This is a genomic window from Bacteroidota bacterium (assembly GCA_016706865.1).
In the GTDB taxonomy this organism is placed as follows: domain Bacteria; phylum Bacteroidota; class Bacteroidia; order Chitinophagales; family BACL12; genus UBA7236.
Window position 1 is genome coordinate 1,513,089 of sequence record JADJIS010000003.1, and the last position, 26,154, is coordinate 1,539,242.

The following is a 26,154-nucleotide window of genomic DNA, read 5'->3' on the forward strand; positions in this document are numbered from 1 at the left end:
TTATCATTGTAAAAAAAACGCAATGAAAGCCCTGCTAATTCACATTTTTTTTTGCTGCTTTATTTGCCAGGTTAACGCACAGGCTCCAACTGTTTATAAGCAAGTGGAACGAGGTTTTACATACAGTTTTTCAAGTGAAAAATTTAAAAAGTTTCCTAAAATTGTATATGTAGACCCCTTGTCTGATGCTGACCTCGCAGATCTGCATAGAACGATGATCATTTTTACTGTGAATGATACTTATTTTGCATTAATGTCGCAAAAAGAAATAATTGAATTTCTGACAAATTTACCCCAGGGTCCTTTAAAAATTGGAGCAAGTTTTGAGTCATCGGAAAACTCACCTACCTATTACCTAAATGCCTTTATACCTCCTGTAAAAGCAGATCATCCGGATGGCACTTGTTTATCGGGTGATTGTACTAATGGAACAGGTTATTTACGTTATAAAAATTATGATTATTACAGAGGTGTTTTTAAAAATAATATTCCGGTGGAAGGTGATTTTTATAATTCCGCAACAGCAACCAGAACAAAGATTCCCGACCCGGCATTAAGCGATACAACATACAAACATTATTTATCCGACCTCACCACGGTAGATGGTAAAGGAGATTGGAAATTTAAACGTTTATATACTTCAGATAAATCGGCAACACCTGATATTTATTATGAAAGCGGTCGAAAATACCGCGGTGAACTCGATGGTTTAGTTCCACATGGAAAAGGTATGATCACCTACACCAAAATGAAAGTTGTTGATCCGAATATTTCCACACAGATTTTGGCACCATTGATTCTGGAAGGAGAATTTGAAAAAGGCAAATTTATAAAAGCAACACGGATGCGCACTGATGCATATACAGGAATGTTTATCGATGGCAATATTAGTGCAGGTGTAAGCAGAATGGAATATTTTTATCGTGTAACAAATCCAACACTTAAATCATGGGGATATAGAAATGCACAAAATGATTACGTCCCTGAAGAAAGAACCATTTTCAAATTAAATGAGGGAGGCTTTTGTTATAATGGACAATTTACCGGTTCCGGAATTTATTATTGTAATCAATATGCATACAGTGCAATATATGGCGGTGAAATACATATAAAAAGTATTAAAGATGGTTTTGTAAATGATAGTGTTGAATTGGTGCTGCCACATCTTAATTATCGCAAAAAGTTTACTGTTCAGGAAGGTTACCGAAAGTTTATCAGACTCGACCTCCTGGAAGATTATATTGAAATTTATTACACAACCGGAAAAATGCCTCCTGGCAATTGGAATACATTTGTTGGCGAATACGTAAAAAAAGAACCCGATACAAGAACCTACACCTCATCAGAAGTTTTAGCTGCATTGGCAATGGAATATAAAATACCAATTAATGTCAAATATGGCAACACCGCAAAGATTATTGGTGAAGGTGGAGTCTTGTCCGACAATTACCTCAGCACCGGTATAACATTTGGCGACTACTTAGATGCTGGTGAAAGTTTAATGTTGCTTGTACTCTCCTACAATGGTGCTGCGATAGAAGTATCAAATAAAAATGGAGTTTGTGCTCCCGAAATTATTATCCCAAAGGAAGCAGGCACCGGCATCTCCCTACAGTTACACAATTGCGATTGGTCGCAAATGGATGATTATAGGATCTATGTTCCCTTTAAAATAAATTGTTTTCAGCCGTCTACGGAAATGTATTATATACTTTATAAGATATCAAATAAATAACTTTAAATCATTTGTGCGACATTTACACCCATTTATGAGAAAATAAATCCCCCATAATTAATTTAATTTTCTGCAAATCGGATTTCAAAATTTATCCAAAATGACTATACAAGCTAGATAATTTTTCGCAACTAATGGATGGCACAATTTTTTTATCTTGAATATTAATCAAATTCAATAAAATGGCAACCTCCAAAGCTAAAAAAACCTCTACAACACCTAAAACATCCGCAACAAAGAAAAAGAGTCCTTACGATACCCGCAAAATGAACCCTGTTGTGCATTTTGAATTTCCGGCGGAGGACAGAAAAAGAATATCAAAATTTTATGCTTCTGCCTTTGGATGGAAAACAGAACAATTAGGACCGGAGATGGGAAATTATGTAACTGCAAGCACTTGCGAAACAAAAAAAACAGGCTCTCCAAAAGAACTCGGTATGATAAACGGTGGTTTCTATACCAAAGATGATAATCAGCCTGAAGTTTATCCATCGGTAGTAATAGCAGTTGCCGACATTAATAAAGCAATGAAAAAAATTGAAAAGGCCGGTGGAGAAATAATTGGAGATCCAATGGAAATTCAGGGAATAGGAATGATGGTATCATTTTATGATTCTGAAGGCAACAGAAATAGTATAATGGAACCTATCATGAAATGATAATATATGTGATATTAATTTAATTAAAATTATTTTATCATGAATAAGAATTTGTTGTACGAGTTTACAATTGATAAAGAAAATAAAACCATCTATATCAAAAGAGAATTTGACGCAGCGCTTCCTTTAATTTGGAATGCATTTACTAAAAGTGAGATGTTAGACCAATGGTGGGCACCCAAACCTTGGAAGGCCAAAACAAAAACCATGGATTTTAAACCGGGTGGATATTGGCTCTACGCCATGGTAGGCCCAAATAATGAAGAACATTGGAGCACTTTAAATTATTCCTTTGTTAAAGATCAAAATAAGTTTATTGGCCAGACCGCCTTCACAGATGAGGAAGGGAATATAAACAAGGAAATGCCTCAATCAACATGGGAAGTTAACTTTACAACTAAGGGTGATGCAACGCTTGTGGAATTTATGATTTCTTATAATGAACTCTCTCACTTGGAAAAAATAATCGAAATGGGTTTTAAAGGGGGCATCACAATGACAATGAACCACTTGGATGAAATATTACCTTCTTTGGAATAAATTATATGTTTATTTTCTGTATTGATTATATTTCACAATTGTAATTTCGACTTACAATATCATCTTGTAAATTAAATCTAGTGCGATCTTTTTACTTTGCCACTTCTTTACAAAGGAATTACAAAATTTACAGATTAGAATTAAAGAATTGGAAATCTAAGTCATAGATTTGCTAAAAGGTAATTTTCTTATTTTGATGTGCTTTAGGCGAACATCTGATGAAAAATTAACATTATAATAGATGAAAATACAATTTTACTTACTTATTACATTTTCTTTATTGGTTTTTAAAATTCAAGCCCAAATCATTTCCGACATCGATGGAAACGCTTATAATACAATAACAATTGGTTCGCAGGTGTGGATGCAGGAGAATTTAAGAACCACCCATTTAAATAACGGTCAGGAAATACCAACAACAACACTCACAGTCAATAACGATTCCACCTCAATTTATCACTGGGCATATGATGATGATCCCGTGAATATTAATACCTATGGAAGATTATATACATGGTTTACAGTGAATACAAATACTCTGTGTCCCCTTGGCTGGCATGTTCCTGATTATGATGAATGGATAATACTAAGTAATTTTTTAGGAGGAGATTCTATTGCCGGTGCAAAAATGAAAGAAGTTGGCACAGAACATTGGACAAGCACTGATGTTTCGGTAAATAATATAAGTAATTTTACCGGTCTCCCGGGTGGATTCCGAGGGAATCCAAATGGGTTTATTAATTTAAATACTTTAGGCAGTTTTTGGAGCGCAACGCTTTGGTCATCTGATACTTTTCCTAGAGGATACATTTTTAATTTAAAGTCAACAAACTCAATTTTAGAGGAATCTATCGCTGTTGGAAATTGCGGATTGTCCGTTCGTTGTATGAAGGATCTTACAACAGATATTAATAACTTTCATCCCAAAGAAATTATAAATATCTTCCCCAACCCAACAACCGACAAATTAAATATTAACTTTGAAAAACCGGGAGAAAAATTAGTTTCCATTTATGATATTACCGGAATTTTAATATTCGAAATCAAATTGACAAAATCAAATAATATTTTGGATCTTAGTTTCCTGTCGCACGGAATTTACATCATAAAAATAGCAGGCGATGGGATTAATGTTACGAAGAAAATGATCAAGGAGTAAAAACAAAAGTTTAGTTATATACCTATGAATAAAGGCTACAAATTAACTAAGAAGCTTCAGAAAGAGTTTTTCAATTTAATTAAAGATGAAGAGGTGGACAATTCTGTAAAAGTTGCGGAATTAATAAATGAGTTTCCTGAACTTGTAAATGCTGAAGTGTCGGGCATGGCAAAAGGGATAGATGGTTATTCTGCTCTCATGCTTGCAGTTCGATTCTATAATATTAACATAGCAAAAATATTGGTTTCATCCGGTGCTGATGTAAATTTTATTGATAGTTCAAATGTAAGAATTAAGCACTATCCGGTATTTTTTGACCTTATAGATTCATTAAGGGATTTCGTTGGTATGAAAAAGAATAAGGAAGTGCAAAATAGTTATGAATTATGGGATTTAATGGAATCGCATAATCTGGATTATTGCATGAAATCAATTATTCATGATAAAGTTAATCGACCGGAAAATTGCATTCAGGCATTTATAAGACTGGTAGGTGCAAAGTATAAAAACAGACATTTGGTGCACAATGAAACCAGATATGATCCGCCAAATCCGTATCTGAATATTTTTAGATTTAGTGAGGAAAGCAGAGACAAAATAATGGAGGAAGGATTCGAAAAAATTGCTATTCGGTTAATCGAATCTACACCAGTCGAACTAATAAAAGAATTAGATGCAAATCATTATCGCGGTTTGTCTGGTGCAATTTTACCATTCTATATTGAAAACGGTTTTGTCGACAATTTCTCCCTTACAGTGGTAAATAAATTGGTCTTACAGAAATATGGTTTTGAAATAAAAAACATGTATGATGAAAACTACATAAAAGGGTATGATAAAGATCTACTCCTTTTTAAAAATAAAATTGCATAGCGCTTTCGCCAGTATTCATGCCAAATAGTTTGTAAATATAATGATCTTATAATTCAAATTAGGGTGATAAAATCTTTCGGAGAAATTCATACCCTGAAAATCATAAAACAATAGCATAAGGTTTTGCATTTGGTTTTTAATGGCAAATATTTCACTAACAACCACAGAAGCTAGTATAAAGTGATGTATCTTCACTTAGAAACTGATTTATTTAAGGATGAGCTAAATTTACGTAGATTCACAAAACATTATTCGAAATCCCAATAATGACAAAGCTGCCAACAACTATACTTCTGATACTTTTTTCAACACTGCTGTTTGGACAGAAAAAGGAACGCAAATCATTTTTTTTAGAAATTGGTGGAAGTGGTGGATTGGGCTCCATAAATTATGAAAGTGAATTTTTTACTAAAAATCATACAGATTTTACCTGGAGGGCGGGATTAAGCATCGCTCCTATCGATAAAAACAATGGAGTGGGAATTGTTTTCCCGTTAATGATAAATTCTATTTGCGGTAAAAACGCTCATAAACTGGAATACGGATTGGGTCAGGGAATTACCATTACTACAAAGGGAAGTTTTTTTGCTCTAACAACGGCTGTTTTAGGCTACCGATATCAACCGGAAACTAAAAGCTGGTATTACAGAGTCAGCTATACCCCTCTCATCTCCTATCTCGTTGATCTTCAAATACAGCAATGGGGAGGATTAAGCATTGGTTATACATTTAATAATAATCCTAAATGAAAAAAATAATAATTTTATTTGTATTTGGAACACTGATTATATCCTGCAACAAAGAAAAATTCTTTGACGGACCCGATTTTTTTGAGGATGATTTTGAAAATTATTCTGCTTTAGAGGATTTACTTTCAGATGAGGATGAAAATTGGTCGTTTACACAACTTACAAATGAAAATAATATTATTTTAGTAGATACTTCGAAATTCCATTCGGGTAATAGATCATTAAAATTTATTGCTGCAAGATCAACAAATGAACTTCTTTCCAAATGTAGTATCGCGAAACAAAATATGGCTTTTTGGGAGGGAGAAACAGTGAGGCTTAGTGGATGGTATTTTATAGAGGGAACAAATGCACTGGATTGGTTATTTCTTTTCGACCTGGAGGAACAAACTGCCATTGGTGCGGGTCCTGGTATGCGACTTGCATTAGTAAATAACCAACTCCTGGTTGAATATAAGTTTTACGAAAGTTCCATCCTGCAACCCATAGGGCAGGAAATTGATTTTCCAAGAAACGAATGGGTGGAGATAGTTTGGGAAGTTAAACTCTCACAAAAAAATGAAGGCACGGTAAAACTTTGGCAAAACGGAATATTAATTATTGATACCAAAAATAATAGGACACTTCCAAAAGACCTTCTATATTCGCAACAAGGCACCAAAGGGATGTACAGCAGTGTGGAAATTGGAATAACAGCAAATTCAAAGGATAATGACCTTACGATTTGGGTAGATGATATAATTTTTGAAAGGATCAATTAAAGATTATGTAAAATCCTGACTCTTAATTAAATTTGTTACACAATAAAAAAGTAAATGATTAAATATTTTCTTATAAGTCTTTTATTTTTAACGAGATTTTCTGTCAAGAGTGAGAATCCGAATTTGCCTCTTCAGAATGAAGACAATATAATCAAAGGTATTTCATTATTGGATACATTAAGATACGACACCTTAATCCCAATTTTTGATGGGCTGTTCATTACGTACGACAAAATTGACAGTCTTCACTATATCTCCATTGCAAATAAATATATAGCAGATACTATAACGGCAATTTTTACCGGTGATTATATCACAGCTTACACAAAAAAATGGGGGGTAATTGACAGCATTGGAAACATTATTGTGCCCTTTATTTGTGATGGTGTGAAAACGATTTCAGCAAATGAGGGAATTTTATCTGTATATTCCCATAGTTTTTCACTTAACACGGGTATTCCAAGATATCGATATTTCGGCAAATATTTTTTCTTTACAAAAGAAGGAATTTCAAATCAACCAGGAGTAGATTTTAATATAAAGGTTGAATATATTGCTGATTGGCACAATGCAGAATTTGTTATTCCCAAGGGACCAGATTTTTTTTTACCGGAGGGAAATAGAGTTATAAACAGATAATAAATTTGAAATACTATAGTAATGAGTTTCCAAAAATTTAAATACAGAATTCAAACATACGTTTCTTCTTTTGTTAAGATTATTTTAATACTATTGTTAGTTATTCCCGTTTCATGTTCACCTAAAAATAACAAGGCTGTTGTACCCGATGAAAAAACCGAAATTGAATTACCGCAGATGGACAATAATCTAGCTCTTGATTCTATTTCTATAGAAGATAATTACGCGGATAATCCTTTTCCATTCCCAGATGATTCCATGTCTGTAAAATATTTTATAAAATATATCACTAAACCTGTTGAAGAAGTCTCAAAAAAAACTTACAACTTACATGACATCCAGTCAGTTGACACATTAATCACCATAAAATGGGAGAATTCAAGGGTGGATTTTTACAGATCTTCCTACACCAAAAGGGATTTAATTGAGTATGCAGATATTTATGATGCAGCATTTATTTTTAAAGAAGGAGTAAAAATAGGTATGAGTTTGGAGGAGGTAAAAAGCAAATTTGCCATTTTAAGGAATGATAATAAAAATTATAAATACATAGAGTTCTATTATGGAGATGCAACCAATTATACTGTTTTATTTTTTGAGGATGGAAAATTAAAATCAGTTCGATATATGCCGTACACAGGATAAAAGTAGTAGCCAGAACAGACATTAATAAATTTGCAGTTATGCGGGAAAAATTAACACCATTTTTACTGTTATTGCTTGTAGCATTGAGTTTCCCGTTAAAAGCAGATTCCTATGCATCCATGATCTTTTCAGGCGAAATTATAGAAAAAGAAAAATCAGAAATGTTCAAAAACTGGTTTTGGAATATAAATGGAATTAGCTTCTATCCTACTACTGACACAATGCTTATCCCACTAAATAAATCCGGTTTCGACACAATATATTTTAAGAGGGATGATAAACCACAGCGATTAATTCTCACAAAATTTTCTCCGGGTGGGGTTTATGAAATCCTTTTTAGCGCGTGCTGTTTTGATTTTGATATTGAAGACACTAAAATGCTAGTCTATTTAAATAGTTTACCATTAGATTCAACCGATACTCACAAACGCAACAATGGCAAAGTTCAATTCAAATTATTGAATAAACAAAATTCAGATACTTTAATAGGTATGTTTGGGAACATTTCTTCCTTTTTCGGGGGTCAGATTTTGAAAAACAATGGAATCACAACATTAATTAATCCCTTTACAACCGGACTGTCGACATATATTTACAAGATCAGTATTGGAGTCGCAACCCAGGTTCCCCAAAATGAAATATTAAAGGATTCTGTTGTTTATATTTTTACTGAAATGACCCATGGAGTTCAACAACCTCAATATGTTATAAATGAAATTTTATCTACGATAGAATACCGGTTTTTTCAAAAGGAGAATTTACTTGTGACTTTTGATCATAAAATCAATAAAATGACCTTATCTATTATCTAGTTAGATTCAACGATACCCAAGAGGCAACTGATTAACTAATTTTTATATATTTGTATCCAGAATATTTTTTCAAAACGCGAACTTTTAATATTTAAAAACAATATTATGAATAAGCAAAATGTAATTTCATCCGGAATTGCCCTTTCTATTGGCGCTTGGATGTATTTAGTATCCTTTAATTTAATTAATACTGATTACAACAAAGCCGATAACCTGTTTATTAACCCAGTGGCAGGCAACACAGACTCCATGAAATTAGGTGCATTTTCAGTAAGCTTGAACGTAAAGGACCTTAAAACATCCAAAGAGTTTTATGAAAATCTCGGCTTTACCGTTTTTGGCGGAAGCATGGAATATAATTACCTGATCATGAAAAACGAGGCCACGCTGATAGGACTGTTTCAAGGAATGTTCGAGAAAAACATGTTAACATTTAATCCGGGTTGGGATGATAATGCAAAAAACCTGGAAAAATTTAACGACGTCCGCGAAATCCAAAAAAGATTGAAAGACAAAGGCATAAAACTGGTTACGGAAGCTGATGAAAAAACCACCGGCCCGGCGAGTTTTATTGTTTCTGATCCGGATGGCAATGTGATTTTATTTGATCAGCATCGCTAATTAAATAATTAAGAAATAAACTACCAAAATTTAGATTGATGGATATGTTTGACTTTCAACAATATAATCTATATCTTATTTCATGAAAAATATTTTTATACTTTTACGTAAAATTATATTTGAATTTTCTTTTCACAGGAACTAAAAATATTAAACGATTGTAAAAAAGTGCGCAATTAAATTGAAATGATCACAGGTCAGGATTTATTAAACTTAGGATTCAAACCCGGAAAATGGTTTAAAGAAGCTATTGCTTACGCCAACGACAATCAGTTGAACGGTGAGGCATTATTTGTTTATTTGGAAACCTTTCGCCCTAAATATATAGAACCATTTTCCGAACCTGTTTCATTTTATCAAAACATAAAAGCGGAAACGGAAGAAGAAATATTAAATGTGGAAAGTGTACTTACCACTATGCGCGAACTTATGATCACACCTACACTTGTAGGTGGTGCTGTAATGCCCGATGCCTGCCCTACAGGTCCTGGACAAATTCCTGTAGGTGGAGTTGTTATTGCAAAAAATGCAATTCACCCATCCATGCATAGCGCAGACATTTGTTGCTCTGTAATGATGACGAATTTCGGTTTTTCTTCTCCAAAAAAAGTGTTGGACATCGCACATTCCATTACACATTTTGGTGGTGGCGGAAGAATTGAATTTTCAGATCTCCCACAAGAATTTGAAGCGAAACTTTTAGAAAATCGTTTTCTAAATTCTGAACGCAGTATCAATTTCGCAAAAACACATCTAGGAACTCAAGGCGATGGAAATCACTTTTTATTTGTTGGAGTTTCCAAAAACACAGGTGAAACTATGATGGTCACTCATCATGGAAGTCGGGGTTTTGGAGCAAATTTATATACGCAGGGAATGAAAATCGCGGAATATTTCAGGAAAGAAATTTCACCGAAAACTCCAGAAAAAAATGCATGGATACCATTTGATACCAATGAAGGAAAATCCTATTGGGATGCTTTGCAATTAGTTAGGGAATGGACAAAATTAAATCATAGCACCCTGCACAATGCAACAGCAAGGAAATTAAATATGGACCCCTACGACAGGTTCTGGAATGAACACAATTTTGTTTTCAAAGAAGATGATCTGTTTTATCACGCTAAGGGTGCAACACCGCTCGACGATAAATTTGTACCGGATAGCAGTGATGGTTTGCGTTTAATTCCTTTAAATATGAGCGAACCTGTTTTGATTGTTAAAGGAAAAACAATTGCGAATAATTTAGGTTTTGCACCACATGGAGCCGGAAGGAATATTAGTCGTGGAAGACATAAAAAAAACAAAGCACATAAAACAATTGAGCAACTATTTACTGAAGAAACTCAAGGCTTGGATATTCGTTTCTTTTCCAACAATATTGACATTTCTGAATTACCAAGTGCATACAAAAATGCAGAAATGGTAAAACGCCAGATGCAGGAATTCGGTCTGGGAGAAGTGCTCGACGAAATTATGCCTTTTGGATGCATTATGGCCGGCGATTGGGAAATTGATGCACCGTGGAAGGTGAAGAGAAGGAATAAAAATAAAGTTAAATAGACAGTCAACTTGGTACCGATATTGGAACCTTGGCTAAGCGCCTACCTTTACCACTAGTGAGACCCTCGAGAGCGAGAGCCTCATTGGCCTAGATCTCAATACAACATAACTTATCTTTATCCAAAATATAGTCTTATTAAATTAAAAAAATGAAATTCCTACCCACAGAATCCGTCACTTTTAAAACAAAACTTAAGGAGGACGAAATAATCTCACGCCTTTCTCAAATTGTTGAACCTGAAAAATTTATCCGATCCGGATTACTGGGTTCCTCCAATACAAAACCATACGAAGGAAAAATAACCGGTAATAATTTTAGTATAAAAAGGATCATAAATTATCGCAATTCCTTTTTGCCGAGAATTTTAGGTACAGTTGAGAAGGATATTCAGGGCAACTCCATAAAAGTAAAAATGAGATTACAAATTTTTGTCATTATATTTATAATAGTATGGTGCAGCGGCGCATTTATGGGTCTGTTTTTTATCACAAAAAACGTGATAGCTAACAAAGGTTTTGATCCCTGGTTTTTTATGCCGATTGGTATGTTATTATTAGTTTATGTTCTCACCATTGCCGCCTTTAAATATGAAAGCAGAAAAGCGAAAAACGACTTAAAAACACTTTTTGAGGCTGAGATGCTGGAAGTGTAATTACAATAAAAGTAGTTTCACGCCGTCATTTCTGTAAACCCCTTTATGTTTAAAGTAATCGAATTCATAATTGAAGTAATAGGATGGTTTCGCATAGTTGCGGGTCCCTTCTTTTTAGGGCTCGTTATTGGAGCCATAGTATACTTTCCTGACCCTACAACGATCAAATTAATTACCGGAATTGGAATTGCAATATTAGGATTGTGCATTGGAATTTATTGGGCGATCAAGGCCTGGAAAAATGGCGGCACCATTAAATTATTATCAAGAATAAGTGCTACACCGGAATTAGATAATTTGGAAGAAGATTCAGAAGAAAATAATACATCTGAAAATAAAGATAAGATAAAAAAATAATTGACCTGTTCAGCGGATCATTGCAGCTCCTTTAATATTTTAAATATCTTATTTTGTTTATCCCGGTATTTTTCAAATAAATAAGTTTTCATTTTACATTTTACAAACTTTTTATTGTTAGGATCAAATCTTGGAAAACATTCAAACTTTAGGTAGGTTTGAAAGATTTTCAAAATTTAAATGCTGAAATTCTAATAATTGTAAATGCGCCACACACTCCCCACTCTTTCAGAAAATACTTTTTTAAGGTATTTCAATTTTATAGCCTTATATATTGCTCAGGGAATACCTGAAGGAATGGCCTATTTTGGAATTCCTGCATGGATGGCAATGAATGGAAAAACTCCTGGTGAAATTGGTTCTTTTGTTGCAGCCGTTGGATTGCCATGGAGTTTTAAATTAGTTGTAGCACCACTTATGGACAGGTTTTCTTTTCTTCCCATGGGCAGAAGAAGACCCTGGGTTCTTATAGGACAACTCGGTTTAATAATAAGTTTTATCGCAATGGCCTTTGTGCCAGATCCTCTTAATAATTTATGGTTATTGACCCTCTCTGGATTTTCAGTTGCTTGTTTCGGTGCATTTCAAGACGTTGCAACTGATGGCATGGCGATCGATATCGTACCTTTTCATCAACAGGCAAGAGCTAATGGATTTATGTGGGGGTCTAAAATTATGGGAACCTCTGCTTCTCTCGCATTAGGAAGTTGGTTGTTAGATGAATATAATTTTACAATTGCAATTCTTTCACTTTCAATTATAGTTACAGTAATAATGTTAGTCCCTATATTTCTTAGAGAACGACCGGGCGAAAAATTTTTACCCTGGACCAAGGGAATCGCATCCAGCGAAACTACAAAAATGCAATTAACTAATTGGTCAGATATATTCAAATCTGTATACAGCGTATTTACATTGCGCAACAGCCTTTTACTTGGAATAATTTTATTTGTTTCCTCATTATCCTTTAATTTCATTGCAACATTATTACCTGTTTTTACAGTGCAGGCACTTGACTGGACCAATCAGGAATATTCGCAGTTATTTGCATTTGCAAGTTTGATAGGAGGATTGGGTGGAATGTTAATTGGAGGAATTTTGATTGATAAGTTTGGTAAGGTGCGCATGATGAATATTTATTTTTTCACTTTAATATTTTTAACTTTTGTATTTGTATTTGGAAGTTCTATGTGGATCAATTCTTGGTTCATAGGTGGTTTTATGCTGGCATTTCAAATATTATATGTTTTCTCCAGTATAGGTTTATTTGCAATAGCAATGCAATGTTGTTGGAAGAAAGTATCGGCAACACAGTTTACAATTTATATGACACTGGGAAATCTGGGTCGTATTGTGGGTGCCAAATTAATTGGACCTGCTAAGGATCAGTTTAATTGGGAATACACCGTTTTGTTATTCGCAGCATTTATATTAGTAGTATGGATCATATTGCAATTTCTGAGGATAAATGACCATTTGAAACAAGTGGATGCATTGGATAATAATAATTTAGAAAAAGTGGAATCCAAAATTTAGAGTTTTCTTTATTCCTTTTTTGTATCTTTATTGACCAATAAATTGAAAAAAATCAATAAGAAATCTTTATAAAATAATACTTAAAAGAGACCAATTTAATAAGCATTCACTTAAAAAATCTGTTTTATGAAAATATTATTACTTCTGTTTATAGCATTTGCTATCCTTCCTTGCAAGAGTCAAACTGAAGAAAATTTTGCCGTTTGCGACTCAGCATTAGTAAGGATTCAACAAAAAGACTATGAGGGGTTTAAAAAACTTTTTCCAAGCGAGGTATTGGAAAATGTAGATGATGCTGTTATTAAAACTCTGGTGGATCAGGCTGCAGGTTTAGTTAGTAAATACGGTTTACCAAAACGTGAAATGGTAATGATAAACCAGAAAATTTCTGTTACAACCGAAGGCCAGATAAACATGCTCTTATTAGATTATCCCTTCCCAGCCCCAAAGGAAAAATATAGCATGCCCGACAGAGTAATATCTTTTGGATTTTCTGGAATTTTTGGTTTGTACGAACTATCCGGTTTTAATATTAAAGATTACGCTTTTTCTGATAGCATGATGACTGCACAAATGCCGAAAATTCCTTTTCTGGAATCCTTTAAATTTGAAGCCAAAGACATTAAATGGTTCAGAATTTATTATAGCAAAGGAGCATCCGATAAAAAAATTGGAAATGAAGACGGTGTATTTGCTGTTTCAGGCGACTCTAAAAAATTGAAAAAACTGAACCTTGAAAATCAACTTTCAGAAATATTTACACTGCTAAAAAAAGCCGAGATCGAAAAAACTTTTTATAAATATGGAATGAGCCTTAAAAATAATGGCCGACCCGAATATATTTATTTTCGATTTTCATTCAACCATCCTCCAATGAAAGATTTCGACGAATTGACCATAAAAATTGTAATTGAAGAAGAAGCCGGGATTCCTGAGGATGAATATATAATTTTATCCCACAATCAAATGAACCGGTATTATATTTCCAAATCACAATATCCCGAGTTGTTCGAAAAACTTAAAGCGTTGGCATATCTGGATTATGGCGATGCAATAGAATCAGATCCTTGAAAATAAAGTAGAAGGATGGATTTCAAGAGGTTTTTATGCATTTAACGTGAATTTTGGCATGTAAAAAATGCAAAATTTTTGATATTCAATGAAAAAAATGCAAAATTTACTCAAAAACCACCGAAATTCATGTAAAATATTCAGATTTTGCAGTGTAAATCAAAATGGACACACAAATCTTACTTCCTCCCAATTTTAAACAATTTATTAAAACAATGACGAATATCAATTAAAATCATTGAACATATATAGTGAAATTTTAAAAATTAACATTTACATTTAGGTATTATCTAAACCATAAAATTCATTGTTATGAAACGTACTCTCTTTCTACTGATCAGTTGTTTTATCAGCCTTTCCCTTATCAGTCAAAACCAGGCAGAAACCTTTATTAAAGAAGCGCAGGACTTGCTTGCAAAAAAGGAATACAAACAAGCACAACTTAGTTTACAGGATGCTATTAATGAGATAAATTTATTAATTGGCGCTCAGATCGCCGAATCATTGCCGGATGAGATCAATGGACTGAAATCGGACGGAGAAGAAAACATGGGTTCAGGCGGAATGGGAATGTTGGGTGGTGGACTTCAGATATCAAAATCTTATAGTAATGCATCGATGAAAGAAAATGAAGCGGAAGTAAACATCATGGCAAATTCACCATTGCTTACCAGTATGAATATGTATCTCTCCAATCCCGCCATGCTCGGACCTGAATATAAAAGTGTTAGAGTTGGCACCCAAAGAGCAATTTTAAAAACAGAGAACGACGATTATTATGATGATAAAGGGGTATCAAAAAAGATCCGTGTATCTGAATTACAAATTCCATTAAATTCAACCCTCATCACAATTAATATGAAAGGTTTTGCAACAGAACAGTATGAACTTTCTTTTGCGAATAAACTGGAAATAGAAAAATTAAAAGTCGTTCTCAACGATTAAATAATTAAAATTGATGTAGGGGATTTAAAACATACCAAATTTCCGGCTCTGCGCCTTTAATTGCGATTCACGAAAATGAGTAATGAGTAATGAGTAATGAGTTTGCCACTCGTAACCGCTTAGTTAGACTCCGGATTATAATATTGACACAGGGTGAGTAGTGAGTGGTGAGAATGCTCCGAGTGAAATTTTAATCACGAATTAAAAATTTTTCGTGAAAAAAAATTGCTAGTAAAGACGCAAGGGAATTTACGCGTGATTTTGGCAACTTAACATTTCATTTATTGTATCCATCTAAATGCTTGTTTAATAACAACAAACGACAATTTAAATATTGCTAAAAAGAGTTAAGAATGAAAAATATATAAAATATTAAAATATTTTTATCCCAAAATTAAATCCCAATGCATAAATCCTACCCCAAAATTTTCACTTTGTTAGTTTCATTTGTAATTATTGCAACTTCTTGTTCTGATAGCTCTCATCCAGATTTGACTGGTGTTTGGGAAATTGAAGAATTAAAGATCACAATGAATACTTTTAATAACTCTGACAGCGCAGAAGTAATTGAAGCAAATGGAAAAAACTGGGAAACAAAAATGAAATCCAGAAATATCAAAACCTATTACAACAGCGATGGCACCTACCACTCCCTTCATAAAGATCTCAACGACAACATAACATACGACCCAGCAGGAACCTGGAAAATAATTAACGACTCCCTGATAATCCAGGATACATTCCCAAAACCTGTCACCTATAAATTTAAATTAAAAGTGCAAGATGAATTTGTCGAATATTGGGGTCTTGAAGATTTTGACCAGGATGGAAAAGCAGATGATGAATATTATAGTAAGCAGCGGAGGGTTGAAGGAAGTAGGAAATAGGAAGTAGGAAGTAGGAGAAATTCAAGGAGAATCGTACTCACCACTCACAATTTGTCAGGAGTCAATAGTTAGGAGTAAAAACAGCCGGCTTACGAGGAGCAATCTCACTACTCCCTACTCACTACTCACCAATTGTCAGGAGTCAATAGGCAGGAGGAAAAACATCCGGCTTACGAGGAGCATTCTCACCACTCATTTTCGTGAATCGTCAATCGTGAGGCGTGAGTCCGGTACTGCTACCATTGGAGCTTTGGATTTTGACCTTAAACTTTTTTCCAGGTTGGAGTATACTCACTATATACCCATTGTCAAGAGTCAATAGTCAAGAGTAAAAACATCCGGCAAACGAGGATCAATCTCATTACTCCCGTCCGACCGGGTCATCCGGGCGGGCATTACTCATAACTCATTTTCGTGAATCGTCAATCGTGAGGCGTGGGTCCGTTCGATCAAACAATGGAACTATCAATACAGACAAAAAACTTATGGCTTACGAGGATCATACTCACTACTCCCTTCTCACTACTCCCCCCTTTCCAAATAATCCCTTACCTTTATTTTCTAAACTTAAATTCAAACTAATTACTATGAGAAAATATGTATTAATTGTTATTATCCTCCTCACATACTTACCACTTGTTAAATCACAAGTAGAAGACCCTTATCTGTGGCTTGAAGAGGTAGACAGCAAAGAATCCATGGAATTTGTTACTAAACAAAATAAAGCCACCCTGGATGTACTGAGTCAACAGAAGGAATATCAAAACATTTACAATAAAAGTCTGGAGATCTATAATTCAACCGACCGTATTGTTTATCCTTCCATGAAAGGAGAATATATATATAATTTTTGGCAGGATAAGGAACATGAAAGAGGTATTTGGCGTCGTACTTTGCGTGGAAATTATTTGAGTGGAGATCCGAAATGGGAAATATTGCTCGATATAGATGCAATGGCGAAAAAAGATGATATTAAATGGGTGTATAAAGGTGCTGAAGGGCTTTATCCCGATTACGACAGATTTCTTGTCAGCTTGTCGAAAGGTGGTGGAGATGCTGTTATAACAAGAGAATTTGATGTGGATACCAAATCATTTATTGATGGTGGTTTTTTTGTGGATGAAGCAAAAGGTGGAGTAAGTTATCTCGACGAAAATACATTAATAGTAGCTTCAGATTTTGGTGAAGGAACAATGACCACTTCGGGTTATCCTCGTCAGGTAAAAATATGGACCAGAGGCACTCAATTAAAAGATGCAAAACTTATTTATGAAGGAAAAACGGATGATGTTGGAACCTGGGGTGGAATGATGCGTGATGGTGATAAAAAATATACAATAATCACCAGAGCCATGACCTTTTATACTACTGAAATGAATGTTTGGCTTGATAATAAAATAATAAAACTTGATCTGCCTCAGGATTGCAGTATCAGTGGCATCTTAAATGATCAATTGATCGTATCATTAAAATCTGACTGGGTGCTTGGTCCCATTACCTTTAACCAAGGTGATCTTGTGAGTATAGCTTTTACCGATCTTTTAAAAGGAAATAAACACGTGCAATTAGTTTATCGACCTGATGAATTTTCAAGTGTTTCCGGTATTACCAATACGCAAAATAAATTGATACTGACACTTACTACAAATGTTAAAAGTGAAATGTATATTTATACTTTTGCCAACGACAGTTGGACGAAAGAAAAAGTTAGTGCTCCCGACTTCGGAACAATTTATACCGTTGATGCAGATGAATTTTCTGACACATACTTCTTTAATTTTGCGAATTTCCTGACACCAACAACATTATATATAGCTGATGCCGGAAAAAATACCGTTAAATCTTTCAAATCGTTGCCGGCATATTTTGATGCCTCAAAATATAAGGTAGAACAATTCAAGGCTAAATCCACTGATGGAACAATGGTGCCGTATTTTGTAGTGTCTTCAAATACTTTGGTAAAAAATGGTAATAATCCTACTTTATTGTATGCATATGGTGGATTTGAATCCTCCTCACAACCATTTTATTCGGGAACGATTGGAAATGCCTGGTTAGAAAATGGCGGAACCTATGTACTCGCCAATATCCGCGGTGGTGGTGAATTTGGTCCTAAATGGCATCAGGCTGGATTAAAAGAAAAAAGACAAAATGTGTACGATGATTTTCATTCTGTTGCGGAAGATCTTATCGCTAAAAAAATAACATCTCCTCAACACCTCGGAATTATGGGTGGAAGTAATGGAGGTCTTTTAGTTGGCGTTGCATTTACTCAACGACCTGATTTATATAATGCAGTTGTTTGTCAGGTTCCACTATTGGATATGTATCGTTATAATAAATTATTGGCAGGTGCAAGTTGGATGGGAGAATATGGTAATCCTGATATTCCGGAAGAATGGGAATACATTAAAAAATATTCTCCATATCAAAATGTAAAACCCGATATGAAATATCCCGAAGTATTTTTTACAACATCCACCCGCGACGACCGTGTTCATCCCGGACATGCGCGCAAAATGGTTGCGAAAATGAATGCAATGGGATATAAGGTTTATTATTATGAAAATATTGAAGGCGGTCATGCGGGCTCATCAACCAATGAACAAAGAGCAAGATCAGCTGCTTTGGAATATTCTTATTTATTGATGAAATTGAAGGATTGATCATTAGACAATTCACCTGAAATTTTGAAATTTAAACCTCACAAGTTATCATTTAACGAAATTTGTGAGGTTTTCAATTTAATTTGGGCTCATAATTAATAATAAGAATAAAGGAAAAGTAAAATATAATTTAAATGCCTATAGTTAAACAAATAACAAATGGTATAAATCCTGGAAAATAAATATTCACAAGAATCCTACACTATTTTTTTAATACCCCCCAATTCCTTTTCCAAAAATACTTCATAATTGAAATAATAATCCAATACTCGCCTTTCTTGCATATCAGACGAAGTATTTCTAATCTTTTGCAGCAAGTCCTCTAACAAATTAATTAATTCTTTGTTACTTACTGAGGATAATACCTTTTGAAAGAATTGTAACAAATATCCCTCGATTTTATAGCTCAGTTCATGTTTCAACATAAACCTATAGGTATGTCTAATCAAGGAAGGAAGCAATAACATGTTTCCCAATTTATAATGAACAAGTATTTGTAAGAGTCTGCTGTGAATATGTATAGAAATTTGTGCATGTGTATTTTCATTGCTTAATAAAAAATTGATATGTTGCAATGCATTCCCCCAGTCATTTATATATATATTATAACTGAGTAAGGTAAATTGCGCATCCGAAAACAGCGCTGGAATTACCTTTGGCAGCTTTAAAAATTCCTGTATTTTATGTAATTCTTTTTTACTGACATTTTTACCCGCCTTCATCTCTGCAATTTCCGCATAATGTATTAAATTACCAATATATTCAATTTCAGCCTCATCCAAAGTTTGTATGTCGCTTAATTTTTTTATACATATCGCAACACCTTTTTCATTTTTATTATTTACATATAAATTACACAAATTATAAACAGCCGATGCGTAACCCATTTGACGTTTGATTTTTTTCAAGTCTATTGTCTCCAGTAATTTAACAGAACGCTGCTGATATAATATAGCGTTATCAAGATCATTAAATAGAAAATAAATATTGGAAATAGATGCAAATAGAAAATTCAATGAATTAAAATTCGTAAATGCTGATAAATCAATTTCCAATAATGAAGTTAGCAAATTTTCCGCCTTTTTTCTGATCAAATCATCCCGCAGGGGTATATTTCTATTTATCCATTCTAATGTTTGTTCATGCGATTTTTTTATCATTTCTATTTGAACTATAACTCCGGCAGTAGCGATTATTTCTCCTGTTACTATCTCTGTTTGTTGTTTTCTAACTTGTTCATTCTCAAATTTGAGCATTTGTCTTTTTTCAACGAGCAACATCATTTTATAAGAGTATTGATCGTGTTTTTCGGCAAGTTTTAAACCTTTACTAATTAATTCATTACTGAATTCATTTAGTTTTCTCTCTTTTAAAATCGCAACTTCATCCAACAATTGACGCAATTGAAATGCAATTGAATCCTCTGCATGATAAACCCTAAGGCTCCTGATTAACTGCTCATATAAAAATCGCCTTGTGCTATAAATACTTTTCACTTTACCATACATCTTTTTTTCAAATAATTTCTCCTCAAAAACTTTCATCCCAGCCAAAATATTAAAAAGCATGACATAACCATGCTCTTTTTGAGAGTAACCGGAGACAGATTTCTTAAAATGCCCCTTTTCCGAACCACTCATGGAATGGACGAGATCATATAATTGTGACCAGCTTATTTGCATTTCAAAATATCAATTTTTAATTAGAAAATTCATATTTTATAGATATTTCAGTCAATTTATTGGCAATTCACAATGTCAAATTTAATCATATTTTGGTTTAATTAGCCGTTAGGTTGAAAATATTTTTGTGCATTCATTTCATTAAAAACACTTCAAATGAGAAATTTAAACATCTTGATCACAACCCTGATTTTAATGGGCAGCCTGGGTCTGGGCGCTCAAACCCTAACACCCTATTTAAAATCCTCAACCTTTTATCCGACGCCACCAGATGCGGTAAATTTTTGTGAGGACTACTTCACTGATTTTGCGTTTACTGCCACTTTTACAGCGTATTACTCCTCCCCTACAGAAAATGGATTCGTAAGTATCGACAGCAGCGGAGTTGTAGATACCATCAATATCGAACCCGCCTCAGATAATCTTAAACCCGGACCAATATTAAATTTAGGTACTACATCATGCTTAATGGTAATAGATAACGAATCACAGGTTTTACATATCTCATTTCGCGACAATATTCAATCCTCTGAAACAGATGGATACGACATTGACCTGCCTGTGCAGTTTAATCAGGCGGAAGTTTTAGGATTTGTTTTTCATACCCTTTTTCCTGATAATTATGTTGTCACCGCAGCTATTAAGGCATTTGACACTTCTGATAATAAATGGAAAGTTCTCGTTGCACGCATAGTAATTAATAATTTAGGAGATACTGCAACACATGAATTTAATACTTTAATGGTTGGTTCTTTTGCAACAATTGCCACAAACATTAAAATTGATCCGGTTGGTAATGTATTTATTTGGGGATATTTCCAAAAAAATGCAGCTGGCTCAAATCACGATAATTTTTTAACAAAATATAATAGTTTTGGTGCATTACAATATTCTAAATTATTTTTTAGCTACGCCGGAAGAGATGATATTGCTTCACAACTCGTAATTGATGATTTAGGTAATTTATATGGAATATCCAGCTCGGAAGATAACGTTGCCCCTTATTACAAACACATTTCTGTTTTTAAAATAAAAGCATTAAATGGAAAAATGTTGTGGACAAAAAGATTCGGAGAAGCAACGGAAGGTGATGAAAACATGTGGGATGCTGCAGGAAATACAATTGGAGAAGGAATAGCCTTTACAGGTAGTTATAAAACAGGGTCCGGAGGTCGCGATATCAGGACATGGAGATTGAGTGGTACAGGTGCAATACTCTGGACGAAGAATATTAACCTCAACCTGATACCAGGTTCAATTGAAGAAGGAAGGTCAGTTTGTTTTGATATAATTACCGGCGACGTTTTAATTGCTGGATTTACGCTCAATAATGTTTTTATTGAAAGATATAATACGAACACCGGTGTTGCAGTATGGCCTGTTAAATTATATGAGGGAGTGGAAAGTGGACTTGTAATAAATGATGATATGATTCTTCAGTCAAATTTAACCGGTGATGATTGGTTACTATTTCCAAGCGAAAATCCCGGTGGAGGATGCTGCAGGGTAACCGCTGCATTTTTTGGTGAACATTATGTGCGCAGTAATATTAGTGAAAACAAAAATGCTATTAATTTATATCCAAACCCTGCATCTGAACAATTCTTAGTAGAAGGAATACCAGAAAATGTTCCCATACAAATTATAAATACTGCCGGCCAGGTAGTAAACGAAATGCAATCGATGGAATCCGTTTTATATGTAAATATTTCTGAATACCCAACAGGCTGTTATCTGCTGCGATATAAAAATGACAATACATTTGAAACCATCCCGTTTGTAATATCCCGGTAATCCAAATGAAGTGATACACCCCCTGTTCCTATTGGTTCAGGGGTGTTTTAATTTATTGTCAATACAATTTCAAAGATGAATTCTATATGATACTTTTACATTGTATAATAATTGTCGCTTCCACATATCATAATTATCACTAATTCAATAGCGACTTTAAACTCTCCAATTACCATCTCACCTAAGTCATAAATTAAATTCTCTCCAATTTAATCCGAAATGGGTTCGTGAAACATTAAATCAATATATTCAAAAAGTAAGGTTGTTCGGGGAATATTCATATCAAGCGAAACAACAGTCAGATGACTTTAGTTATTGTAAAATGTGATCCTGATCACTTTTCTTATTGATATTTTCATATATTTTTGAATTTGGTTATGTATGTCATTTATTGTTGAAATACAAGGCTATATTAGTAATAACCCAAAATTCATAAATAATTGTTATTATCTTAGAGAGATTTATAAGAAATAATTAATTTCACCTATAATGAAACATTCTATTTTCAAAATATTAAACAACGCATCATTACTTTTTTTCATTTTTTTATATACTTTTTATGTTAACGGGCAAACTATAAGTTCTTTTTCTCCAACCACTGGCCCCATAGGCACAATTGTTACAATAACCGGCACCGGATTCGATAATACCCTCACAAATAATATTGTATTTTTTGGCGCTACCGCTGCTACTGTATCTGCTGCAAGTGCAACTTCTCTAACTGCTACTGTTCCAACGGGAGCAAATTATCAATATATTACAGCAACCAATATAATTACGAATTTAACGGCATATTCTGATAAACCTTTTATTGTAACTACTATTTGCAACAGCGCCACCACCTTTGCACCAGCTATTAGTGTGCAGGGAGGATCGCACAATGTGGAAATTTATGATATGGATGGAGATGGCAAAGCAGATCTCATAATACCTGATTATTTTAATAATTATTTTACAGTAACCAGAAATACCAGTACACCCGGAAGTATATCATTTGCAGCAAAGGTTACCTTTCCCTGGGCTGCAGGGGGACAACCGAATGAAGTTTCCATTGGAGATTTTGATGGAGATGGTAAACCGGATGTAGCACTTGGAGGAAATGGTGGAGGGGCCTTTGTTTCTGTTTATAGAAATACAAAGTACAATTGGAAGTATTTCTTTTGCCCCTCGTGCAGATTTTACAGCATCAATTGGTCAGGGAAATGGTAATAAAATAATTGATATTGATGGGGATGGAAAACCTGATCTGATATCAGTGCATTGGTCGGGAAATTGTGTTTGGGTTTTGAGAAATACAAGTACGGGTCCGGGCATAATTTCATTTGCAGCAGGTGTAAGTTTTTCCACTACAACACAACCACACAAAATAGATGTGGGCGATCTGGATGGTGATAATAAACCCGATCTGGTAATTACTGCATTTACAAGCAATACCATGTCTGTTTTTAGAAATACAAGTACTGCCGGAACAATTTCTTTTGCAACGCGACAAGATTTTTCTCCGGGAACTGTTCCGTATTTTGTTCATATTGCCGATCTTGATGGTGATGACAGATCCGATATTGCAATTGTAAACAGAGATGTTGCCACACTTGCTGTTTACAGAAATACAAGTTCGCCCGGTGCTATAACACTTGCAGCCCGACAAGATTTTGCAACTCCGGCCGGAACATTTACGCATTATGGCTTGGGTGTTGGCGACCTTGATGGTGATGCGAAACCAGATATCGCTGTAGGAAATTATACACTAAACAATACAAGTGTTTTTAGAAATACGAGCATTGTTGGAACAATTTCATTTGCACCAAGAGTGGATCTGGCTGCGGGTGTTTCTTATGATGTTGGAATAGCAGATTTTGATGGCGATTACAGGCCTGATATAGCAGTAACAAATAGTGGTTCCACCGTATCGATATTAGCCAATTTATGTATTCTTTTACCGATAGAACTCATTTCTTTTACGGCTGAAAATGAATATAATAAAATTTTATTAAAATGGAGCACCGCCTCTGAAAAAAATAATAATTATTTCAGCATTGAAAAAAGTTATAATGGAATAGATTTTTTTAAGATCGGAGAAATATCCGGTGCAGGGTATTCCAATATAATTACACATTATACCTTTATAGATGAAACTCCCATTTACGGATTAAATTATTACCGTTTGAAACAAACTGATTTCGATGGACAGTTTTCTTATTCAGAAACGGAAGTTGTTCCGTATTTAAATGAAAATTTATCTATCAGTTGTTATCCTGTTCCTTTTAAAAATGAAATATATTTAAATGGAACAGAGGAAAATGGAATTGCGATATTTTACGACATGCGTGGAGAAGAGATAAAACGACAAACTACTACCAGAGTTACGAAAATAACCACGGAAGATATTCCAACCGGAAGTTATCTTATCCGTTATGTGTCGCAATTTAATAGCTTTACTATCGTTGTATCCAAATTGTAAGGGTTTAGCCTTACCTGTTTTAAATAACTACACCCATAATAGCATACAAATTATTCTCATTGAACTATCTTTATTGAAAGTGAGTTACCTTGCACAATAATGTTTAATATTAAGGGTAAATAAAAATATGGAAATTGGAATCGACAGTTTCGCTTCGGCAACTTTAACAGCGGACGACAACATTGGAAAACAACGCACTCAAGCTCTGGCTGAATTATTGGAGAGAATTGAATTTGCCGATAAATGCGGATTAGACCTATTCGGTATTGGTGAACACCACCGCAAAGAATTTCTCGACTCTGCTCCCGCCATGATACTTGCAGCGGCTGCCGCACGCACAAAAAATATCAGGCTCACAAGTGCAGTTACAGTTTTGAGCGCTGCTGATCCTGTTCGTGTATTTCAAAATTTTGCGACTCTGGACCTAATCTCCAATGGAAGAGCAGAAATGGTGGTTGGTCGCGGTTCCTTTACAGAGGCATTTCCCTTGTTCGGATATCAATTAAATGACTATGACGAATTATTTGCCGAAAAACTGGAATTACTATTAAGTATTCGCGAGAATGAAGTGGTGAACTGGTCGGGAAAATTTAGACCTGCGTTGAGAAATCAGGCAATTTATCCACGTCCATTACAAGATCCATTTCCGATCTGGTTGGGTGTTGGCGGCACTCCGGAATCATTTATCCGTGCAGGGTCTTTAGGATTACCTTTAATGGTCGCAATTATTGGCGGAGAAACGCATAGATTTAAACCACTGATAGATCTTTATCGCGAAGCGGGAAAAATTGCAGGCTTTAAGCCCGAACAATTAAAAGTAGGATTACATTCTTTGGGATATGTTGGAAATTCATCGGAAGAAGCTATTGCGGATTATTATCCGGGTTATGCTGAAACCTTTACTCGAATTGGAAGAGAACGCGGATGGCCACCAGTTACCAGAAACAGATTTGATGCACAAAATGGTAAAACGGGTGCCTTACTTGTAGGCGATCCACAGGAGGTTGCAGAAAAAATATTGCGTCACAGTGAAGCACTGGGTGGAATATCGAGATTTACTTTTCAAATGGATAATGCAGCTTTATCTCATGAAAAATTATTGCACTCAATAAATTTAATTGGCGAAATTGTTTCTCCTATTGTAAATAAATAAATTCTGGTCTGATTGATTTAAAACAAGATCAATGGGAATCGAAATATTATTCCACCGAAAATTTCTTCGCGAACCTTCGCGTTCTTAGTGGCAAAAAAAATATTCTATAGAAAATTATAATTATTATTCCACCGAAAATTCCTTCCCGCCACCTTCCCGCTCTCACCGACTTACCGGCAAAATTTAAATAACC

At 34.4% G+C, this 26,154-nt stretch carries 24 protein-coding genes; 23 read left to right on the forward strand and 1 reads right to left on the reverse strand.

From position 1 onward, the window contains the following. Positions 1-22 precede the first annotated feature (22 nt). The 19 genes from IPI31_15910 (at position 23) to IPI31_16000 (ending at position 18,871) form a co-directional block, all read left to right on the forward strand. On the forward strand, positions 23-1,735 hold the full coding sequence (locus IPI31_15910; GenBank protein MBK7569305.1) for a hypothetical protein: 1,713 nt from the start codon (positions 23-25) through the stop codon (positions 1,733-1,735). Between the two features lie 266 nt (positions 1,736-2,001). Next, complete coding sequence (locus tag IPI31_15915; protein MBK7569306.1) at positions 2,002-2,394, forward strand: VOC family protein; 393 nt, start codon at positions 2,002-2,004, stop codon at positions 2,392-2,394. 39 nt (positions 2,395-2,433) lie between these two features. Continuing rightward, entirely contained in the window at positions 2,434-2,934 is a 501-nt protein-coding gene (locus IPI31_15920) for an SRPBCC domain-containing protein (protein ID MBK7569307.1), read from the forward strand. A 241-nt stretch (positions 2,935-3,175) separates the two neighbouring features. Continuing rightward, positions 3,176-4,093 (forward strand): T9SS type A sorting domain-containing protein, encoded by a 918-nt coding sequence (locus IPI31_15925; GenBank protein ID MBK7569308.1) that lies wholly within the window; start codon positions 3,176-3,178, stop codon positions 4,091-4,093. Positions 4,094-4,117: 24 nt separating this feature from the next. Next, positions 4,118-4,966: an ankyrin repeat domain-containing protein gene (locus IPI31_15930; protein ID MBK7569309.1), complete on the forward strand. Its 849-nt coding sequence runs from the start codon at positions 4,118-4,120 to the stop codon at positions 4,964-4,966. A gap of 266 nt (positions 4,967-5,232) precedes the next feature. After that, positions 5,233-5,715, forward strand: a complete 483-nt coding sequence (locus IPI31_15935; GenBank protein MBK7569310.1) for a hypothetical protein — start codon at positions 5,233-5,235, stop codon at positions 5,713-5,715. Next, the gene (locus IPI31_15940) at positions 5,712-6,476 is read left to right on the forward strand and encodes a heparin lyase I family protein (GenBank protein ID MBK7569311.1); all 765 of its coding nucleotides are present in this window, start codon (positions 5,712-5,714) and stop codon (positions 6,474-6,476) included. The genes IPI31_15935 and IPI31_15940 overlap by 4 nt, the downstream gene beginning before the upstream one ends. A 54-nt stretch (positions 6,477-6,530) precedes the next feature. After that, positions 6,531-7,115, forward strand: coding sequence for a hypothetical protein (locus tag IPI31_15945; protein ID MBK7569312.1), 585 nt, complete (start codon positions 6,531-6,533; stop codon positions 7,113-7,115). Positions 7,116-7,136: 21 nt separating this feature from the next. Beyond that, on the forward strand, positions 7,137-7,760 hold the full coding sequence (locus IPI31_15950; GenBank protein ID MBK7569313.1) for a hypothetical protein: 624 nt from the start codon (positions 7,137-7,139) through the stop codon (positions 7,758-7,760). 38 nt (positions 7,761-7,798) lie between these two features. Continuing rightward, entirely contained in the window at positions 7,799-8,572 is a 774-nt protein-coding gene (locus tag IPI31_15955; GenBank protein ID MBK7569314.1) for a hypothetical protein, read from the forward strand. A gap of 249 nt (positions 8,573-8,821) precedes the next feature. Beyond that, entirely contained in the window at positions 8,822-9,193 is a 372-nt protein-coding gene (locus IPI31_15960; GenBank protein MBK7569315.1) for a VOC family protein, read from the forward strand. A gap of 186 nt (positions 9,194-9,379) precedes the next feature. Continuing rightward, on the forward strand, positions 9,380-10,756 hold the full coding sequence (locus IPI31_15965) for an RtcB family protein (protein ID MBK7569316.1): 1,377 nt from the start codon (positions 9,380-9,382) through the stop codon (positions 10,754-10,756). 149 nt (positions 10,757-10,905) lie between these two features. Next, positions 10,906-11,409, forward strand: coding sequence for a hypothetical protein (locus IPI31_15970; protein MBK7569317.1), 504 nt, complete (start codon positions 10,906-10,908; stop codon positions 11,407-11,409). 45 nt (positions 11,410-11,454) lie between these two features. Continuing rightward, entirely contained in the window at positions 11,455-11,766 is a 312-nt protein-coding gene (locus IPI31_15975; protein ID MBK7569318.1) for a hypothetical protein, read from the forward strand. A 204-nt stretch (positions 11,767-11,970) separates the two neighbouring features. Next, complete coding sequence (locus IPI31_15980; GenBank protein MBK7569319.1) at positions 11,971-13,302, forward strand: MFS transporter; 1,332 nt, start codon at positions 11,971-11,973, stop codon at positions 13,300-13,302. A gap of 126 nt (positions 13,303-13,428) precedes the next feature. After that, a complete protein-coding gene (locus IPI31_15985) occupies positions 13,429-14,373 on the forward strand; it encodes a hypothetical protein (protein ID MBK7569320.1) in 945 nt (314 codons plus the stop codon). 312 nt (positions 14,374-14,685) lie between these two features. Further along, positions 14,686-15,318, forward strand: coding sequence for a hypothetical protein (locus IPI31_15990; GenBank protein MBK7569321.1), 633 nt, complete (start codon positions 14,686-14,688; stop codon positions 15,316-15,318). Between the two features lie 404 nt (positions 15,319-15,722). Then, positions 15,723-16,205, forward strand: coding sequence for a hypothetical protein (locus tag IPI31_15995; protein ID MBK7569322.1), 483 nt, complete (start codon positions 15,723-15,725; stop codon positions 16,203-16,205). Positions 16,206-16,792: 587 nt separating this feature from the next. Then, entirely contained in the window at positions 16,793-18,871 is a 2,079-nt protein-coding gene (locus IPI31_16000; protein ID MBK7569323.1) for a S9 family peptidase, read from the forward strand. A 197-nt stretch (positions 18,872-19,068) separates the two neighbouring features. Here IPI31_16000 and IPI31_16005 read toward each other — a convergent pair whose 3' ends face one another. Next, on the reverse strand, positions 19,069-20,553 hold the full coding sequence (locus IPI31_16005) for a hypothetical protein (GenBank protein ID MBK7569324.1): 1,485 nt from the start codon (positions 20,551-20,553) through the stop codon (positions 19,069-19,071). A 156-nt stretch (positions 20,554-20,709) separates the two neighbouring features. Between IPI31_16005 and IPI31_16010 the strand changes: the two genes are divergently transcribed. The 4 genes from IPI31_16010 (at position 20,710) to IPI31_16025 (ending at position 25,961) form a co-directional block, all read left to right on the forward strand. After that, complete coding sequence (locus tag IPI31_16010) at positions 20,710-22,347, forward strand: T9SS type A sorting domain-containing protein (GenBank protein MBK7569325.1); 1,638 nt, start codon at positions 20,710-20,712, stop codon at positions 22,345-22,347. Positions 22,348-22,836: 489 nt separating this feature from the next. Further along, complete coding sequence (locus IPI31_16015; protein MBK7569326.1) at positions 22,837-23,556, forward strand: VCBS repeat-containing protein; 720 nt, start codon at positions 22,837-22,839, stop codon at positions 23,554-23,556. After that, positions 23,462-24,808: a VCBS repeat-containing protein gene (locus tag IPI31_16020; protein MBK7569327.1), complete on the forward strand. Its 1,347-nt coding sequence runs from the start codon at positions 23,462-23,464 to the stop codon at positions 24,806-24,808. The genes IPI31_16015 and IPI31_16020 overlap by 95 nt, the downstream gene beginning before the upstream one ends. 127 nt (positions 24,809-24,935) lie before the next feature. Next, on the forward strand, positions 24,936-25,961 hold the full coding sequence (locus IPI31_16025) for an LLM class flavin-dependent oxidoreductase (protein ID MBK7569328.1): 1,026 nt from the start codon (positions 24,936-24,938) through the stop codon (positions 25,959-25,961). Positions 25,962-26,154: the final 193 nt, after the last annotated feature.

Excerpts from the sequence above, each read along its gene's own strand:
- IPI31_15990 (MBK7569321.1), top strand. The coding sequence starts at position 14,686 with ATGAAACGTACTCTCTTTCTACTGATCAGTTGTTTTATCAGCCTTTCC.
- IPI31_15930 (MBK7569309.1), top strand. The coding sequence starts at position 4,118 with ATGAATAAAGGCTACAAATTAACTAAGAAGCTTCAGAAAGAGTTTTTC.
- IPI31_15920 (MBK7569307.1), top strand. The coding sequence starts at position 2,434 with ATGAATAAGAATTTGTTGTACGAGTTTACAATTGATAAAGAAAATAAA.
- IPI31_16015 (MBK7569326.1), top strand. The coding sequence starts at position 22,837 with ATGAAACATTCTATTTTCAAAATATTAAACAACGCATCATTACTTTTT.
- IPI31_15995 (MBK7569322.1), top strand. The coding sequence starts at position 15,723 with ATGCATAAATCCTACCCCAAAATTTTCACTTTGTTAGTTTCATTTGTA.
- IPI31_15985 (MBK7569320.1), top strand. The coding sequence starts at position 13,429 with ATGAAAATATTATTACTTCTGTTTATAGCATTTGCTATCCTTCCTTGC.
- IPI31_16005 (MBK7569324.1), bottom strand. The coding sequence starts at position 20,553 with ATGCAAATAAGCTGGTCACAATTATATGATCTCGTCCATTCCATGAGT.
- IPI31_15965 (MBK7569316.1), top strand. The coding sequence starts at position 9,380 with ATGATCACAGGTCAGGATTTATTAAACTTAGGATTCAAACCCGGAAAA.
- IPI31_15945 (MBK7569312.1), top strand. The coding sequence starts at position 6,531 with ATGATTAAATATTTTCTTATAAGTCTTTTATTTTTAACGAGATTTTCT.
- IPI31_16025 (MBK7569328.1), top strand. The coding sequence starts at position 24,936 with ATGGAAATTGGAATCGACAGTTTCGCTTCGGCAACTTTAACAGCGGAC.
- IPI31_15925 (MBK7569308.1), top strand. The coding sequence starts at position 3,176 with ATGAAAATACAATTTTACTTACTTATTACATTTTCTTTATTGGTTTTT.
- IPI31_15935 (MBK7569310.1), top strand. The coding sequence starts at position 5,233 with ATGACAAAGCTGCCAACAACTATACTTCTGATACTTTTTTCAACACTG.
- IPI31_15915 (MBK7569306.1), top strand. The coding sequence starts at position 2,002 with ATGAACCCTGTTGTGCATTTTGAATTTCCGGCGGAGGACAGAAAAAGA.
- IPI31_15955 (MBK7569314.1), top strand. The coding sequence starts at position 7,799 with ATGCGGGAAAAATTAACACCATTTTTACTGTTATTGCTTGTAGCATTG.
- IPI31_15960 (MBK7569315.1), top strand. The coding sequence starts at position 8,822 with ATGAAATTAGGTGCATTTTCAGTAAGCTTGAACGTAAAGGACCTTAAA.
- IPI31_15975 (MBK7569318.1), top strand. The coding sequence starts at position 11,455 with ATGTTTAAAGTAATCGAATTCATAATTGAAGTAATAGGATGGTTTCGC.
- IPI31_15980 (MBK7569319.1), top strand. The coding sequence starts at position 11,971 with ATGCGCCACACACTCCCCACTCTTTCAGAAAATACTTTTTTAAGGTAT.
- IPI31_16000 (MBK7569323.1), top strand. The coding sequence starts at position 16,793 with ATGAGAAAATATGTATTAATTGTTATTATCCTCCTCACATACTTACCA.
- IPI31_15910 (MBK7569305.1), top strand. The coding sequence starts at position 23 with ATGAAAGCCCTGCTAATTCACATTTTTTTTTGCTGCTTTATTTGCCAG.
- IPI31_15950 (MBK7569313.1), top strand. The coding sequence starts at position 7,137 with ATGAGTTTCCAAAAATTTAAATACAGAATTCAAACATACGTTTCTTCT.
- IPI31_15970 (MBK7569317.1), top strand. The coding sequence starts at position 10,906 with ATGAAATTCCTACCCACAGAATCCGTCACTTTTAAAACAAAACTTAAG.
- IPI31_15940 (MBK7569311.1), top strand. The coding sequence starts at position 5,712 with ATGAAAAAAATAATAATTTTATTTGTATTTGGAACACTGATTATATCC.
- IPI31_16010 (MBK7569325.1), top strand. The coding sequence starts at position 20,710 with ATGAGAAATTTAAACATCTTGATCACAACCCTGATTTTAATGGGCAGC.